Raw genomic sequence first — 15531 nt, 5'->3', positions numbered from 1 at the left:
TTTCGTCGAATCAAGCCTCGTTCGAGGCAGCCTGCGTGGCTTGGCGCGGCCGCCCGGACGGATCATCGGATCATCCAGTAGCGGCGCGCCGCCGAGCGGTACGCGACGGCGTTCAATGTCTCGCCACGCGTCTCGAATCTGACCGCGCCGTCGGCCGCGCTGATGAATGTCCGGGAGCCGATTCCCTGGTAACGCGACACCACCGCTGGCCTCGGATGTGCGAAGCGATTGTGGAAACCGGCCTGGAACACAACGTAGCGCGGGGCCACCGCGCGTATGAATCCGGGTGTGGAGGATGTCAGGCTGCCGTGATGCGGCGCAAGCAGGATGTCGGCCGCCAGCGAACGCCGGCCGGCGCGCTTGGCAATTAGGGCCGCCTCCTGCGGGCGTTCGATGTCCCCGGCGAGCAACGCAGCATGGCGGCCGTTCGAAATGCGCAGCACGCAGCTGCGGCCATTGGGGCCGACGTCCGGCGACGCCAGCGTCGCGGTTTCGGGATGGAGAAAGGCGAAGTCCACGCCGTCCCACCGCCAACGTTGACCATCAAGGCAGGTCCGGTGGGTTGCAGCCGCCTGGCGCACCGCATGATCGGGCGGCAGCGAAGTAGCGGTCGCGACGCCCGGATACGCGGCGATCACCGCACGCGCCCCGCCGTAGTGATCCGCGTGCGCATGGCTGACGACAAGGCGGTCAAGCCGTGTCACGCCATGCGCGCGCAGAAACGGCACGATCACGCGCTCACCGGCGTCGCTGTGTTCGCCCAGCGGCGGGCCTGCGTCGTACAGCAGTTGATGGCCTGCCGTCTCCACCAACACCGCGTTGCCTTGCCCGATATCGATCATCGTCACGCGAAACTCGCCGGCAGGAACCCGTGGCGAAGACGCGGTCAGTGCCGGCACGAAAAGTCCCGCGCCCAGCCAACGAAGCCTTTCCCAGGGAAATGCCGAGCGCGGCGCGAGACACCATGCGACGCCCGTCAACGCCAACCCGGTCGCCCACGCCGGCGGTATCGCGGCGCGCCAAACCGCATGCGGCCATGCCGATAGCCATTCGAGCCAGACGGCCAGCCACGCCACCAGCGCGTGCGCCAGCCGGAGCAGCACGTCGGCAAGCGGCGACGGCAACATCAAACCGCCGAGCGAGAGCGGCGTGACGAGCAGCGCCATCACCGGGATCGCGACGGCATTGGCCAATGGCCCGACCAACGACACCTGGCCGAACCACGCGAGCGAGAGCGGGATCATCCCGAGCGTCACGGCAAACTGCGCCCGCGCGGCGCTGCCAAGATGGCGCCGCAACCGATATCGCCAGCCGGAGATCACTTCGAGCGACTCGCCCTCCCCATCGCGGCGGCCTCGCGCGGCATAGACGAGCACCGCAACCGCGCCGAACGACAGCCACAATCCGGCCGTGTCCACCGCCCACGGGTCGATCGCGACGATAATCGCCAACGCCCAGGCCAGCACATAGGACACGCCGACCGACCGGTTCGCGCCGAAGGCCAGGGCGAAGATCGCCACCATGCAGACCGCCCGCCGCGCCGGGATGCCGAAGCCGGACAGCGCGCCGTAGCCAAGCGCCGCAGCACAACCGACCAGCGCCGCCACGCGCGGCGTCGGCACGCGCAAGGGCCATGCGCCTCGGGTTCCGCACGAACGCCGCCAGCACCCCGCACCGGCAAGTGCCGCCAAACCGGCGACCAGTGTGACATGCAGCCCCGAAATCGCAAGCAGATGCGTCACGCCAGTCCGCTGAAACGTTTGCCAATCCGCCGGCGCGATCTCCGCGCGATCGCCCAGCGCCAAGGCGAGCAACACACCGCCGTAGCGTGCGTCGGCGGGCATCGCCGCCTTCATGGAGGTTCGGAGTTTGTCGCGCCATACCGCCAGCGCGTATCGCCAGCCGCCCGGATCCCCCTGAAGCCGCTCCGGTAGCGGCATGGCCTTCCCCCTCACCTGTCCCGTGGCGCGAATGCCTTGCGTCAGCAGCCAATATTCCGCATCGAAGCCGTGCCAGTTTGCAAATCCGTGCGGGCGTTTGAGACGAACCACAAATCGCCAGCGCTCCCCTGCGCGCACAAGCGCAGGCGTCGGCCGCGACCATGACAGTTGCAAGCGTTTCGGCACCCCGGCACGCGACGGCGCGACGGCTGTCACGTCGAAGTGAAACCGCGACCCGCCGGGGCCATGGACAGGCAAGGAGGCCACCACGCCAGTCACGGTGATGTCGCGCTGTTCCCATGCAGGGGCAAGGGCGTCTGCAAGCCGCGCGTGCCCTCGCCATGCTGCCCAGCCGAAGCCGAGACACGCCGAGAGGAGCACACAGGGAAGCCATCGCCACGCGGCCCATCGGCCTCGAAACGCACCGGACCGGAAAGCCAACGCCGATGCCAGCACAGCGCATGCCGCCAACACTGCGACACCCGCCACCGCCCAGGCGGCGCGCCCCGCGGGCAAGTCCGCCGACTGCTGCAACAGCCAGATGCCCGCCGCCCACGCAAGCAACACCGCCCGCATGACCGGCCCCGCTCAATGCGCGGACGGATCTTCGTGCGGTGCGAGCGATGCAGCGGGATTCAGGGAGTCCGCCGAGGAAGAAGAGGCGGACGATGCGCCAAGGGCATCGCCCGGCAGCCGCTCAGCCGGGCACGGTTGCGCCATCGCAGTGGCCAGCCTCGGCAGCACGCTCAGGGCGTTGGCGCTCGTGGCCTCGGCCAGTTGCTCGATCGGAATCTGCCGAAGCTTTGCGAGCTCGCCGGCGATACGCGGCAACTCGCCCGGGCGATTCCGTGCCTTGTACAGCCATGCCGGGGCGATATCGGGGGCGTCGGTCTCCATCACCAGCGCATCGAGCGGCACGTCGGCCGCGAGCCGGCGAATCTGCAGGGCGCGCTCAAAGGTCATGGCACCGCCGATACCGAGTTTGAAACCGAGCGACAACAGCATCTCGGCTTGCTGATGACTGCCGTTGAACGCATGCGCGATACCGCTGCTCGGCCGATAAATGCGCAGTTGCTTGAGGATGGCGTCTTGCGATCGCCGAACGTGGAGAATGACCGGCAAATCGAAGTCGCGGGCGATCTTCAGTTGCTCGATGTAGAAGAACGCCTGCCGCTCCGGATCGAGATCTTTCACAAAGAAATCGAGGCCGATTTCGCCAATACCGACGAAACGGGGATCGTTGATCGATGCCGCAACGGCCTCGCGCAACGCCGCGATATCGGCATCTTTTGCGCGCGGCGTGTAGAGCGGATGGATGCCGAGGGCATAGGCGCCGCCCGGCATCGCCCGCGCGGCGGCGCGCGCCGCATCGAAGTTTGCCACTTCGACCGCCGGGACGACGAGCCCCGTCACCCCCGCAGCGAACGCGTGGGCAATGATGGCGTCACGGTCGGTGTCGAACTCGCCGGCGTCGAGATGGCAATGGGTATCGATCCACATGGGCAGGTTTCCTGTCGGTCATTGTACGGGGCAATACGGAGCCTCGCACGCGCGGCCGGCGAACACCATCGGACAACACCGCAAAAAAACGCCGGACCTGAGTCCGGCGTCTTCGCATCATCCTGACAGCGCCCGGTCAATCGGGCGTGAGCACGCCGTCGCGCAAACGCAGCACACGATCGCATCGGCGCGCCAGATCGATGTCATGCGTCACGATCACGAAGCTCGTCCCCAGTGTATCGCTCAGTTCCAGCATCAGCGAGAAGACCGTTTCGGCCGTATGTCCGTCGAGATTGCCAGTCGGCTCGTCGGCCAGCACGCATGCCGGATGCGTGACCAGCGCCCGCGCCATCGCAACCCGCTGGCGCTCGCCGCCCGACAGCTCGCCCGGCCGATGCTTCACACGCAGGCCGAGCCCCACGCGCTCGAGCATCGCCAGCGCGGTCTTGCGCGCCTGCTCCGTGCTTTGCCGGCGGATCTTCAACGGCATGGCCACATTGTCGAGCGCCGAAAATTCCGGCAGCAGATGATGGAACTGATACACGAACCCGAGCGACTGATTGCGTTGTGCCGTCTTGTCCCTCTCGCGCAACGCAGAGAACGGCTTGCCCAGCAGCGATACCTCACCGGACGACGGATCGTCGAGCCCGCCGAGCACATGCAGCAGCGTGCTCTTGCCCGATCCGGAAGCGCCCACGATCGCAACCTTTTCGCCGCGCGCGACATCGAGATCCGCGCCGTCGAGCACGGTCACGTTGAGCTCGCCCTGACGAAACGTTTTGTGCAGCCCGCGCGCGCGCAGCACCGGATCGCCGCTTTTCGTCATCGGCGCGACACCGGCCGTTGCCTTCATGTTCAATACCTCATTCATAGCGCAATGCCTCCGCCGGCTTGACGCGCGACGCGCTCCAGCTCGGGTAGATCGTCGCCAGCGAGGCGAGGATGAAGGAAATGACGCCGATGCGCGTCACGTCGCCTGACCGCAAATCGGACGGCAGTTCGCTGATGAAGTAAATGTCTTGCGGCAGGAAATGCACGCCGACCAGACGTTCGATGAACGGCACGATCGTGCCGATATTGACCGATACGAGACAACCCAGCGCCACCCCCAGCAAGGTGCCGATGAATCCGATCGTCACACCCTGCACGATGAAGATCTTCATGACGGACGACGGCTGGGCGCCGAGCGTGCGCAGGATCGCGATGTCCGCATGCTTGTCGGTCACCGTCATCACCAGCGACGACACAAGATTGAACGCGGCCACGGCGATGATGAGCGTCAGGATGATGAACATCATGCGCTTCTCGGTCTGCACTGCGACGAACCAGTTCTTGTTCTGCTGGGTCCAGTCGCGCACCCACATGTCGCCGGAGAGCGTCTTTGCCAGGTCGCGCGCCACCAGCGGCGCGCGCTCCATGTCCTGCACCTTCAGGCGAACGCCGGTGGGGCCGGTCAGCCGGAACACCTTTTCGGCATCGTCGAGGTCGATCAGCGCGAGGCTGCTGTCGTATTCGTAATGACCGGCGGTGAAGATCGCCGTCACGGTGAACTGCTTGACGCGCGGCAGCACCCCTGCCGGCGTGACGGTGCCCTGCGGCGCGACCAGCGTGATCTTGTCCCCGACATGCACGCCGAGCCCGCGCGCCAGTTCCCGGCCAAGCACGATGCCGAAGCTGCCCGGGACCAGGTCGGCCAGGTTGCCTTCCGTAATTTGCTTGCCGAGGTCGGAGACCTTGGCCTCCTCGTCGGGCACGATACCGCGCAGGACCACGCCGCGCACGGCATCGTCGCGCGTGAGCATTGCCTGCTCGCCGACGTAGGGCGCCGCGGCCAGCACTTCCTTGTTTTTCATCGCCTCGGCGGCCGTGCGTTGCCAATCGGGGAGACTGCCGTCGACGGCGAACACCTCGACATGCGCGAGGACCGACAGCATGCGGTCACGCACCTCCTTCTGAAAGCCGTTCATGACGGAGAGCACGACAATGAGCGCCGCCACGCCAAGCGCGATGCCGGCCATCGAAATGAACGAAATGAAGGAGATGAAACCGTTGCCGGACGATCGTTTGCCGGTGCGCGTGTAGCGCCAGCCGATCTGCCATTCGTATGGGAATTTCAAACGGGTTCCTGATTCTCGAAAGGGATGGAGTTTCCGGACGCGGCCGGTCCTTGCCGGCCGGCGAGTTTCCTGCCAGCGCGAAGTTTGCCATACAATTCGCTCCGACATGGATACACCTGCCCTGCACTTTCTCCTGCCGTTCGCCTTGCCGGCATCGGCCCACATCCCGGCCCTGCTTGGCGATTTGGAGTTGCCCGCGCTCGAAAAGTTGCTTGCGCGCGCCACCCTGACCGCCGATGACGTGCCGGCCGATCCTTTCGTGCCGACGCTTCCGCACGAGCGCTGGCTGGCCACGACCTTCGGCTTGCCTGGCGTGCCGGCGCGCGCGCCGCTCGCCCCATTCATGCTGCTGGCGGACGGTGGTACGCTCGACGGGCGTTACTGGTACTGCGTACAACCGGCGCACATCCACATCGCAACTGATCATCTGGTGCTGACGGACCCTGCCGAGCTGGCGCTCGACCCGGCCGACGCCGACACCCTGTTCCAGACCGCCCGCGCGCTGTTCGCCGAGGACGGCGCCGAGCTGATCGCCCCGCGCCCCGACCGCTGGTATTTGAGCGCACCGATGCTGGGCGAGCTGCTGAGCGCGTCGCCCGCGCGCGCCGCCGGCCGCAACGTCGATATCTGGCTGCCGAAGGGCCCGGCGGAACTGACCTGGCGCAAGCTTCAGAACGAAGTCCAGATGGCATGGCACGCCCACCCGGCCAACGACGCACGTGAAGCGCGCGGCCTGCCGCCCGTCAACGCGCTGTGGCTATACGCCGGCGGCCAACGCATTGCCGCACCGCGCCTGAACAGGCCGTTTGTCACCGTCATCGCCGACGATCCGGCCACGCGCGGCCTGTCGGCGCATGTGGCGATCGATGCGCACGCCACGGCCGCCGGACTGGGCGCAGCGCAAGGCATGACACTCGTCCAGCTGGATGCCCTCGGCCCGTATTTCGTTGCCGAGGACTGGGCCCGCTGGCGCGATGCATGGGTCCGGATCGACACACAATGGCTCGCCCCGGCCCTCCAGCGGCTCGCCAAGGGCGAGACGCGCGACGTGGCGTTGACCCTTTGCGGCGACAGCCATGGCGTGACAATGCGCGTGCGATCCGGCGATCTGCGCAAATTCTGGCGTCGTCAGTCGCTGACAGACCGGCTGGTGCCGCTGGCCAAACTCGGAGAGGACGCACCGTGACTGCGATTGTGACGCGAGAGGTCGACGAATGGGTCGCCGGCAACCTGGCCAGCGCCGGCGTTCACCCGGTTCTGGCGCGCCTGTTTGCGGCGCGTGGCGTTGTCGGCCAGGAGGAGACGGAAAGCGCGCTGACGCGCCTGATCCCGCCGACGGCGCTCAAAGGGGCGGCGCATGCGGCGGAATTTCTCGCCGACGCGATCGCAGCGGGCCGCCGCATGCTGGTCGTGGCCGACTACGACTGCGACGGCGCGACCGCCTGCGCCGTGGCCGTACGCGGCTTGCGGATGTTCGGCGCAAAAGTCGAATATCTCGTGCCGAACCGGTTCGAATATGGTTACGGGCTGACCCCGGAGATCGTGGCGCTGGCCGCGCGTGCCCCGAGCGGCCCGCCCGACATCCTGATCACGGTTGACAACGGCATCGCGAGCCTCGACGGCGTAGCCGCTGCGCAAGCGCTCGGCATCGAAGTCGTGGTCACGGACCACCATCTGCCCGGCGCCGAGCTGCCGAACGCCCGTTGCATCGTCAATCCGAACCAGCCGGGGTGCGAATTCCCGAGCAAGAACCTCGCGGGCGTCGGCGTGATGTTTTATGTGCTGCTGGCCCTGCGCGCCGAACTGCGCCGGCGTGGCGCCTTCGACACGCGCGAGCAGCCTCGCCTGGACGCCCTGCTCGACCTCGTCGCGCTCGGCACCGTCGCGGACGTCGTCAAGCTTGACGCCAACAACCGGATTCTGGTCGCGCAGGGCCTGTCCCGCATGCGCGCCGGGCGCATGCACGCGGGGATCAACGCCCTCTTTCGCGCCGCCGCCCGCAATGCGCGCCAAGCCGGGAGCTTCGACCTCGGCTTCGGGCTGGGCCCGCGACTGAATGCCGCCGGACGCCTCGCGGACATGTCGCTCGGCATTGAATGCCTGCTGACGGACGATGACGCCCGCGCATGGACGCTCGCACAGGAACTCGACGCCATGAACCGCGAGCGGCGCGAGATCGAAGCCGGCATGCAGCAGGAGGCTTTGGCCGACCTGGCCCGTTTCGACCCGCGTCAGGCGACCACGTTGTGCGCGTTCAACGAGACATGGCATCAGGGCGTGATCGGCATTGTGGCGGCACGGCTCAAGGAAAAGTTCTACCGTCCGACGATTGTGTTCGCGCCGGGTGACGACGGTCAAATCAAGGGCTCCGGCCGCTCCATTCCGGGATTCCACATGCGAGACGCCCTGGATCTCGTGACCAAACGCGAACCGGGATTGATCTCAAAATTCGGCGGCCACGCGATGGCGGCCGGGCTGACGATCGGCGCCTCGGACCTCGCGCGCTTCCAGGCGGCGTTCGAAGCGGTCGGACAGGCATGGCTCGACGAGAAAGCCTTGTCGCGCGTGATCGAAACGGACGGCGACATCGGCGACGAATGTTTCGTGCCGCCGTTCGTGGCGATGCTCGACAACGAAGTCTGGGGCCAGGGCTTTCCGCCGCCGGTGTTTTCTGGCGAATTCGACGTGCTGTCGCAGGCGATCCTGAAGGACAAGCATCTGAAGCTGCAATTGGGACGCGGCCGGCAACGCTACAACGCGATCTGGTTCAATCACGCCGACACGCTGCCGAGCCGCGCCCGTTTTGCCTATCGCCTCGCCGCCGATACGTTCAATGGTGTGTCGCGCGTGCAGATGATCATCGAGCACGCCCTGGGGTAATCGATGTCAGGAAGTACCGGGAGATGACCGGCAGACGCGCTCCGAATCGGCGAACCATCGCCATAACAGCACAATCGTACCGCCCCCAAGCGCCGACGCGGCGAGATACAGCGCCGCATCGAACGAACCGGTGATCGCCACACTACGCGTGGCGATCAGCGGCCCCACGATTTGCCCCACCCCGTACGATGCGGTTGCATACCCCATCAGGCCTGCGCAATGATGACCGTACAGGTACTCCGCTTCGCACATCGCAAAGTAGCTGATGGCCGTAAACGGCAAACCTAGCAAAATGCAGCCGACGGCGAGTCCCAAAACAGTGGGACTCATCGTGCTGATGAGGATTGCGGCCGATTGAATCAGGTAACAAACTGCGAGCATGAGCCGATTGTCCCATCGCCGTGGCAACCGTCCCGCGATCAGTGCGCCCGGCACGATCGCGAGCCCGATCAAGGGCCAGAAAAAATCTCCGAGATTGGAGTCCGGCAACGCCGCTTGCGCAATGACCGGAAGAAACGTCGCCGAAATGATGTAGCCGAAACCGGGCACGGCATACGTGAGAACGAGCCAAACCGCACGCGAACGACGATGGGATGCGTCAATACCATCGTGGAATTCGGACCGGAATTTGGGTTGCGGGCTACGATCCCGACGCAACGCTTCATCCGACACATCGTCGTTGGGGTACCGTGCCAGAATCATCACAGTTGTCATCGCCGCCATCAGCGAAAACGCCATCCACCCCTGGACTGGCGTACCCCACTCCGAGATGAGCGCACCGGCTAGTCCGGTCAAGAGGATACCGATCCCCGATCCGGTGTAAATGATACCGACCAATGACGATGCGCCTTTTGCCGACAGCCATCTGGCGCCCCATTGCGCCGCGAAAATGAAGGTCCATGCACTGCATGCCCCGGAGAGAAATCGCAGCAACATCCAGATGGGAAACTGCGTGAACACCGCCATGAGCATCGTGAGCACGCACGTCGCGATCAAACCGAATCGCACGACCTTCGGCGCCGCCCACCGAACGCACCCGCACGTCAGGGCGCCAAGGCAGTATCCCGCGTAGTTTGCGGATGCCAGCCAACCGCTACCGTCGATATCAAACCATCCGGCCGAAAGCATCGCGGGCAATAGGGGCGTGAAGGCAAATCGCCCGATGCCCAAGGCAACGGCAACTGCCGCCATGCTTGCAATCGCAACGTGAATCGCGGACTTGTCGTGTGAATCGGACGGAAAAAACGTCATCGAAGGACACCGGGCTCAATCCAAAGTGGGTGCTCATCGTAGACGGTAAGCGACGACCGATGTATAAAAAATAGTGAATACACATGTTCCAACCGCTCGTATCATCCGGTGGAAATATGCAAATTCGCCTGCTCTCTCAGGACGCCAAGAAAGGCTTCCCGCGCCGGATGCAGCTTCACGTCCTTGTGCCAAACGAAATAATTGGGGACGTCATCCAGTCCCTCGAGTTGGTAACCCGCAGTCTTCGTCTCTTTCTGATACCTCACGAATACGCCTCTCGGCACCAAAGACACTCCGGCCCCCGCCCCGACGCAAGCGACGATCGTCCCGTAGCTGCTGTAGCTGACGATTCGGGAGGGCGCGATCCTGTTTGCGGAAAGCCAGCGTTCAAGCGCGCTACGATATGGGCACCCTACCGGCCACATAAGCATCGCTCTCCCTTCCAGATCACGCGGACGCCGGATCGGAGGCGCGCTCGCAGACGCGACAAGGACCAGCGGCTCTCGATAAATCTCATCGGCAGCAACGCCCGAGTCCATAGGTTGCCCCGCAACTAATCCCGCATCGAGCCGGCAACGCTGTATCTCTTCAATGATCGCCGCAGAGGAATGCGTCACGAGGGTGAGCCGTACCTCGGGGTAGGACGCATGGAATCGGGCAAGCACCGACGGCAGCCTCGCCGTGGCGGACGATTCGATCGCACCGAGCAAGAAATCGCCCGACGGCTTGTCACCGAGACTGACCGCGGCCACCGCTTCACGGGATAGCGCGAGAATGCGGTCAGCGTAGTCCAGCAGCGTTCGCCCGCTCGGCGTTAACTGCAAGCGCCGGCCTTGACGATGAAACAACTGCACGCCGACACTGCGTTCCAACGCACGAATTCGCGCCGTCACATTCGATTGCACGCAGTGCAGCTTCTCGGATGCCCCCAGTACCCCGCCTTCGTCGACCACCGCTTTGAACGTCCGCAGTTGAGCCAAATCCACGCGTGCCCCCTTCATATCTCATTTGCAGATATTTAATTGCCAAAACTTTCACTTTTTTTGACGTAAAACATTCGCCTAAGATATTTGGGACGTAATCGCGAACAGGAGCGGGTAATGTCCACTAAACACTTGCCTTGGCGCAGTAATTCAGACACATCCCACCGCGACGCGCACCGATTTTCCGAACTCAATCCGTTGCGTCGCCTGCTTCGCAGCGCGCTCGCATGGTATGGAACCGCCCGTCAAGTCTCCATCCTGTCAGCGCTGGATGACCAGGCACTGCGCGATGTCGGGATTTCACGAAACGAGGTCGGACTCTATCGTCCGCCGTCGCGATTGACGGGGCGTCACTGACCATAACCCAAAACCAGACCTGCGGCGACGCAACACCTCCATGACTGCGAAGGAAGCTTGTTCAACGGTACGCACACGCCCGTGCGAAGTCACCCGTGAATAAGCAACTGCACAAGCGCCTCATTCGACGATTCACTTCGAATGAAATAAAACATGAAAAACAATGCTTCACAAGAAGTTAGTTTTTTCGTTGCCGACGATGCAATATAGTCCCGCTTGCCCTCCCCACATCAAGAGGATAAGCCAATGCGCGCCGACTACGCCAAGGACATCACATCGCTCGCCAACACGGTTTTCTCGCATGAAGCGTTGAACAATCGATTCTATGAGACATGGATCGATAACATGCTTCCGCCCGAACACTTCGAAGTATTCGCACGAAACTATCTGGCGCGGACTAGCAACACGGCCACCATGGTCGCCCTCTCATTGATAAGTACAGACGACCTTGATGCTCGCGTAGAAATCGCAAAAAATCTTCACTCCGAATATGGTTACGGGAATCCGGAGAAAGCACATTTAAACCTTCTCAAATCGTTCTTGTTCAACACGCTTTCCCGCATGCATGGGCACGACTATCGCGAGGAACGGCTGAACACGGTACCGATACTGCCGAGCACCAAGGATTTCATTTGCCTGCAGCGAGAACTCTATACGGACAAGGGGCGCGCAAGTCGGGTGATGGGAACCCTTCTTGCACAGGAATGGCTCGCCTATTCAATGCTGACGCGTCTCTACGAAGGGGCACGAAACTATCAGCACCTGTTCGAAACGAACGATGAGTTTCATGAAAGCTGCGAATACTTTTATGTCCACATCGGCGAAGCGGAGAAAAGCCACAAAGTGCAAGCCATTGTCTCTGCATCCAGAGAATGTGCGTGTGATGACGACTTCGAGAATATGTCTCAGGGCTTTCATCAATTTCTCGAAATCACTGCTCGGTATTGGAACGCAATATACAAGCGAATCACGTAACGCATGGCACGTGCGCAGGCGTTGATACCCCACAGCGTCGCTTGACCGTCCAATCCGACGGTCAAGCGACGGGCAACCGGTTGCGCCTGGCGTGCAGATGATCATCGAGCACGCGCGGGGACAGGGAGGAATCACGCCCTGACGCGCCCCTTCCAGGCCTGCTGCGGACGCGCGTGCGGTATAATTTCTCTTTTATTGCGTCTTACCGTCCCCGAACACATGGAAGCCGAACGCCTGAACGCCATTGAATCCCTGCTCGCCGACTTGCGCACCCGCGAAGGCGAGTTACGGGGGTATCTTTGACTTCGATGCCAAGCAAGCGCGTCTAGAAGTCGTCAACAAGGAACTGGAAGACCCGAACATCTGGAACGATTCGAAGCGTGCCCAGGAGTTCGGCAAGGAAAAGAAGCAGCTCGACGGTGTCGTCTCCGCGCTGATCTCGCTGGACGCCGACCTGCGCGATACGCAGGACCTGTTCGATCTGGCGCGTGAAGAAGGTGACGAGGAAACGCTCCTCGCGGTCGAGACCGACACACAGGCGCTGGCCGCCCGCGTCGGCGACATGGAATTCCGCCGGATGTTCAACAACCCGGCCGATCCGAACAACTGCTTCATCGACATCCAGGCAGGCGCAGGCGGCACCGAAGCGTGCGATTGGGCATCGATGTTGCTGCGCCAGTACCTGCGCTACTGCGAACGCAAAGGCTTCAAGACCGAAGTGCTCGAAGAGTCCGATGGCGACGTTGCCGGCATCAAGAGCGCCACGATCAAGATCTCCGGCGAATACGCCTACGGCTACCTGCGCACCGAAACCGGCGTGCACCGCCTCGTGCGCAAATCGCCGTTCGATTCGTCAGGCGGCCGCCATACGTCGTTCTCGAGCGTGTTCGTCTACCCGGAAATTGACGACTCGATCGAAATCGACGTCAATCCGGCCGACGTGCGCACCGATACGTACCGTGCCTCGGGCGCGGGCGGGCAACACATCAACAAGACCGATTCGGCCGTGCGCCTGACGCACATTCCGAGCGGGATCGTGGTGCAGTGCCAGAACGACCGCTCGCAGCACCGCAACCGCGCCGAAGCGTGGGCCATGCTGAAATCGCGTCTGTACGAATTCGAAATGCGCAAGCGCCAGGCCGAACAGGACAAGCTCGAATCGAGCAAGACCGATGTGGGCTGGGGTCATCAGATTCGCTCCTACGTGCTCGATCAGTCGCGTATCAAGGATCTGCGGACCAACGTCGAAATGAGCAACACCCGCGCGGTGCTCGACGGCGATCTGGACGACTTCATCTCCGCCAGCCTGAAGCAAGGGGTGTAAGGATGTCGTTTGTCCGCACGCTGGCCGTGTGGCTGCTGGGCGTGTCGAGCGTGGCCGGCCTCGGGCGTGGGGCGCTCGCCGCGCCCGCCAGCGCCCCGGGCGCGCCGGAGACAGGGCCGTATCTGCACGAACTGCTCAAGCGCCCCGATTTTTCGGGCGCCTACGCCCGCATCCTCTCGATGCGCGGCCTGCCGCCGTGGGTGCGCCAGGGCGGCACGTCGACGCCGTCGCAGAAAGTCGCCGTGGCGGGCCGGCCGTGGTTGCTCGTGCAGAGCTGCAAGCCGCACGACTGCCCGAGCGAGCATGTGCATATCCTGTATGAACCGCGTTCGCAGTCGATCGCGGCGCTGTTCGTGCGTGACCCGAGTGCCGCGGCCAATGCCCCACCCGACGCGGACCGCACGGAACTGATCTGGCTGGGCGCGCCCGACGGCACGCTCAAGAATGCTTTGCTGCACACGCTGCGCTTCACCGAATAACTCTCGTTCGCATCATGACCGATCAAAATACCCAGGCCGACAAGGCCAACGCCGCGGCGCAAGCGCCGCAGGACGAAAACCAGATCATCGCGGAGCGCCGCGAGAAGCTGCAGGGCCTGCGCGCCGCCGGCGTCGCCTATCCGAACGACTTCCGTCCCGAACATCACGCCGGCGATTTGCAGGCAACGTTCAAGGACGTCGAGAACGAAGCGCTTGAAGCGGATCCGAAGACCGTTTCGATCGCCGGGCGCATGATGCTCAAGCGCATCATGGGCAAAGCAGCATTCGCCACCGTGCAGGACGGCAGCGGTCAGATCCAGTTCTTCATCAGCGCAAAGGATGTCGACGCCGACACCTTCGCCGCGTTCAAGCGCTGGGATATTGGCGACATCATCGCCGCACGCGGCCCGCTGTTCCGCACGCGAACCGGCGAGCTCTCCGTCAAGGTCGAGGAACTGCGCCTGCTGTCGAAGGCCCTGCGCCCGCTGCCGGACAAGTTCCACGGACTTGCCGATCAGGAAACGAAGTATCGTCAGCGCTACGTCGACCTGATCACGTCCCCCGAAACGCGCGACACTTTCCGGGCGCGCTCGAAGGCCATCGCGTCGATCCGCAAATTCATGATCAACGCCGAGTTCATGGAAGTCGAGACGCCGATGCTGCACGCGATTCCGGGTGGCGCGGCAGCCAAGCCGTTCGTGACGCACCACAATGCGCTCGACATGCAGATGTTCCTGCGAATCGCGCCAGAGCTGTACCTGAAGCGCCTGATCGTCGGCGGCTTCGAGCGTGTGTTCGAAATCAATCGTAATTTCCGGAACGAGGGCGTGTCGCCGCGTCACAATCCGGAATTCACGATGATGGAATTCTACGCAGCGTACACCGACTACCGCTGGCTGATGGACTTCACGGAACAGCTGATTCGCCAGGCGGCGATCGACGCGAGCGGCACCGCCACGATCACGTATCAGGGCCGCGAACTCGATCTGGCGAAGCCGTTCCATCGCCTGACGATCGTCCAGGCGATTCGCAAGTACGCCCCGGAATACACCGAAGCGCAATTGGCCGACGCCGCATTCGTGCGCGAAGCACTGAAGTCGTTCGGCGTAAAGACGGAAGCCCCGCAGTTCCTGAACGCCGGCATTGGCGCGCTGCAACTGGCGTTGTTCGAAGAAACGGCCGAATCGCAATTGTGGGAGCCGACGTTCATCATCGACTACCCGGTGGAAGTGTCGCCGCTCGCACGCGCCTCGGACACCGAGCCGGGCATCACCGAACGTTTCGAGTTGTTCATCACCGGCCGTGAAATCGCCAACGGCTTCTCGGAGCTGAACGATCCCGAAGACCAGGCGGCGCGCTTTCGCAAGCAGGTCGAACAAAAGGACGCCGGCGACGAGGAAGCCATGTTCTACGACGCCGATTACATTCGTGCGCTTGAATACGGCATGCCCCCGACGGGCGGCTGCGGCATCGGCATCGATCGCCTGATCATGCTGCTCACGGACAGCCCGAATATCCGCGACGTGCTGCTGTTCCCGCACCTGCGGCGCGAAGACTGACCAGCGTCTTTCAGACGCATCCGCAGGCCCTTTCAGCCACGCCCACGCCGGATTTCCCGGGGTCGGCGTGGCTGATGGCTTTCCGACATCCGCGATCGGGACCAAGTTGTTTCATTTGTTAATACGGACGCGTTACGGCCATCCCGTGACGATGGCGCCGAATCTC

Annotated in this window: 13 protein-coding genes; 7 read left to right on the top strand and 6 right to left on the bottom strand. The window is 63.5% G+C overall.

All coding sequences use genetic code 11. The features are described from left to right. Window positions 1–62 precede the first annotated feature (62 nt). The 4 genes from PTE30175_RS13485 to PTE30175_RS13470 all read right to left on the bottom strand — a co-directional run bounded on the left by PTE30175_RS13485 (window position 63) and on the right by PTE30175_RS13470 (window position 5557). Window positions 63–2516, bottom strand: a complete 2454-nt coding sequence (locus tag PTE30175_RS13485) for a DNA internalization-related competence protein ComEC/Rec2 (RefSeq protein ID WP_150697575.1) — start codon at window positions 2514–2516, stop codon at window positions 63–65. 12 nt (window positions 2517–2528) lie between these two features. Continuing rightward, entirely contained in the window at window positions 2529–3440 is a 912-nt protein-coding gene (locus tag PTE30175_RS13480) for a TatD family hydrolase (RefSeq protein WP_150697574.1), read from the bottom strand. A 136-nt stretch (window positions 3441–3576) separates the two neighbouring features. Then, window positions 3577–4293 carry a lipoprotein-releasing ABC transporter ATP-binding protein LolD gene (gene lolD / locus PTE30175_RS13475; RefSeq protein ID WP_224788769.1) on the bottom strand — a complete coding sequence of 239 codons (717 nt, stop codon included), beginning with the start codon at window positions 4291–4293 and terminating at the stop codon, window positions 3577–3579. A gap of 10 nt (window positions 4294–4303) precedes the next feature. Further along, window positions 4304–5557: a lipoprotein-releasing ABC transporter permease subunit gene (locus tag PTE30175_RS13470; protein WP_150697572.1), complete on the bottom strand. Its 1254-nt coding sequence runs from the start codon at window positions 5555–5557 to the stop codon at window positions 4304–4306. A 106-nt stretch (window positions 5558–5663) separates the two neighbouring features. Between PTE30175_RS13470 and PTE30175_RS13465 the strand changes: the two genes are divergently transcribed. Beyond that, window positions 5664–6743: a regulator gene (locus tag PTE30175_RS13465; RefSeq protein WP_150697571.1), complete on the top strand. Its 1080-nt coding sequence runs from the start codon at window positions 5664–5666 to the stop codon at window positions 6741–6743. Beyond that, window positions 6740–8437: a single-stranded-DNA-specific exonuclease RecJ gene (gene recJ / locus PTE30175_RS13460; RefSeq protein WP_150697570.1), complete on the top strand. Its 1698-nt coding sequence runs from the start codon at window positions 6740–6742 to the stop codon at window positions 8435–8437. Before PTE30175_RS13465 ends, recJ begins: the two co-directional genes overlap by 4 nt. Window positions 8438–8443: 6 nt before the next feature. On the opposite strand, the gene PTE30175_RS13455 is transcribed toward recJ, so the two are convergent. Both PTE30175_RS13455 and PTE30175_RS13450 read right to left on the bottom strand, forming a co-directional pair. Then, window positions 8444–9688, bottom strand: a complete 1245-nt coding sequence (locus PTE30175_RS13455; RefSeq protein WP_224788756.1) for a YbfB/YjiJ family MFS transporter — start codon at window positions 9686–9688, stop codon at window positions 8444–8446. Between the two features lie 101 nt (window positions 9689–9789). After that, on the bottom strand, window positions 9790–10689 hold the full coding sequence (locus PTE30175_RS13450) for a LysR family transcriptional regulator (protein WP_224788755.1): 900 nt from the start codon (window positions 10687–10689) through the stop codon (window positions 9790–9792). A gap of 99 nt (window positions 10690–10788) precedes the next feature. Between PTE30175_RS13450 and PTE30175_RS29230 the strand changes: the two genes are divergently transcribed. From PTE30175_RS29230 to lysS, 5 genes are all read left to right on the top strand, one after another. Then, window positions 10789–11028: a YjiS-like domain-containing protein gene (locus PTE30175_RS29230; RefSeq protein WP_150697568.1), complete on the top strand. Its 240-nt coding sequence runs from the start codon at window positions 10789–10791 to the stop codon at window positions 11026–11028. Window positions 11029–11274: 246 nt separating this feature from the next. Next, the gene (locus PTE30175_RS13440; RefSeq protein WP_150697567.1) at window positions 11275–12003 is read left to right on the top strand and encodes an iron-containing redox enzyme family protein; all 729 of its coding nucleotides are present in this window, start codon (window positions 11275–11277) and stop codon (window positions 12001–12003) included. Window positions 12004–12222: 219 nt separating this feature from the next. Next, window positions 12223–13327 (top strand): peptide chain release factor 2 gene (gene prfB, locus PTE30175_RS13435; protein WP_150697566.1). Its coding sequence is split into 2 segments (ribosomal slippage): window positions 12223–12303 and window positions 12305–13327, totalling 1104 coding nucleotides; the frame shifts between segments, so codons are not numbered across the junction. 2 nt (window positions 13328–13329) lie between these two features. Further along, on the top strand, window positions 13330–13806 hold the full coding sequence (locus PTE30175_RS13430; protein WP_150697565.1) for an Ivy family c-type lysozyme inhibitor: 477 nt from the start codon (window positions 13330–13332) through the stop codon (window positions 13804–13806). A gap of 14 nt (window positions 13807–13820) precedes the next feature. Continuing rightward, window positions 13821–15365, top strand: coding sequence for a lysine--tRNA ligase (gene lysS / locus PTE30175_RS13425; RefSeq protein ID WP_150697564.1), 1545 nt, complete (start codon window positions 13821–13823; stop codon window positions 15363–15365). Window positions 15366–15531: the final 166 nt, after the last annotated feature.

It is taken from the genome of Pandoraea terrae, assembly GCF_902459695.1.
In the GTDB taxonomy this organism is placed as follows: Bacteria; Pseudomonadota; Gammaproteobacteria; order Burkholderiales; family Burkholderiaceae; genus Pandoraea; species Pandoraea terrae.
This window is presented reverse-complemented; position numbering and strand designations above follow the sequence as displayed.

Excerpts from the sequence above, each read along its gene's own strand:
- PTE30175_RS29230 (WP_150697568.1), top strand. The coding sequence starts at position 10,789 with ATGTCCACTAAACACTTGCCTTGGCGCAGTAATTCAGACACATCCCAC.
- PTE30175_RS13455 (WP_224788756.1), bottom strand. The coding sequence starts at position 9,688 with ATGACGTTTTTTCCGTCCGATTCACACGACAAGTCCGCGATTCACGTT.
- PTE30175_RS13465 (WP_150697571.1), top strand. The coding sequence starts at position 5,664 with ATGGATACACCTGCCCTGCACTTTCTCCTGCCGTTCGCCTTGCCGGCA.
- PTE30175_RS13440 (WP_150697567.1), top strand. The coding sequence starts at position 11,275 with ATGCGCGCCGACTACGCCAAGGACATCACATCGCTCGCCAACACGGTT.
- PTE30175_RS13450 (WP_224788755.1), bottom strand. The coding sequence starts at position 10,689 with ATGAAGGGGGCACGCGTGGATTTGGCTCAACTGCGGACGTTCAAAGCG.
- lysS (WP_150697564.1), top strand. The coding sequence starts at position 13,821 with ATGACCGATCAAAATACCCAGGCCGACAAGGCCAACGCCGCGGCGCAA.
- lolD (WP_224788769.1), bottom strand. The coding sequence starts at position 4,293 with ATGAAGGCAACGGCCGGTGTCGCGCCGATGACGAAAAGCGGCGATCCG.
- PTE30175_RS13485 (WP_150697575.1), bottom strand. The coding sequence starts at position 2,516 with ATGCGGGCGGTGTTGCTTGCGTGGGCGGCGGGCATCTGGCTGTTGCAG.
- PTE30175_RS13430 (WP_150697565.1), top strand. The coding sequence starts at position 13,330 with ATGTCGTTTGTCCGCACGCTGGCCGTGTGGCTGCTGGGCGTGTCGAGC.
- PTE30175_RS13480 (WP_150697574.1), bottom strand. The coding sequence starts at position 3,440 with ATGTGGATCGATACCCATTGCCATCTCGACGCCGGCGAGTTCGACACC.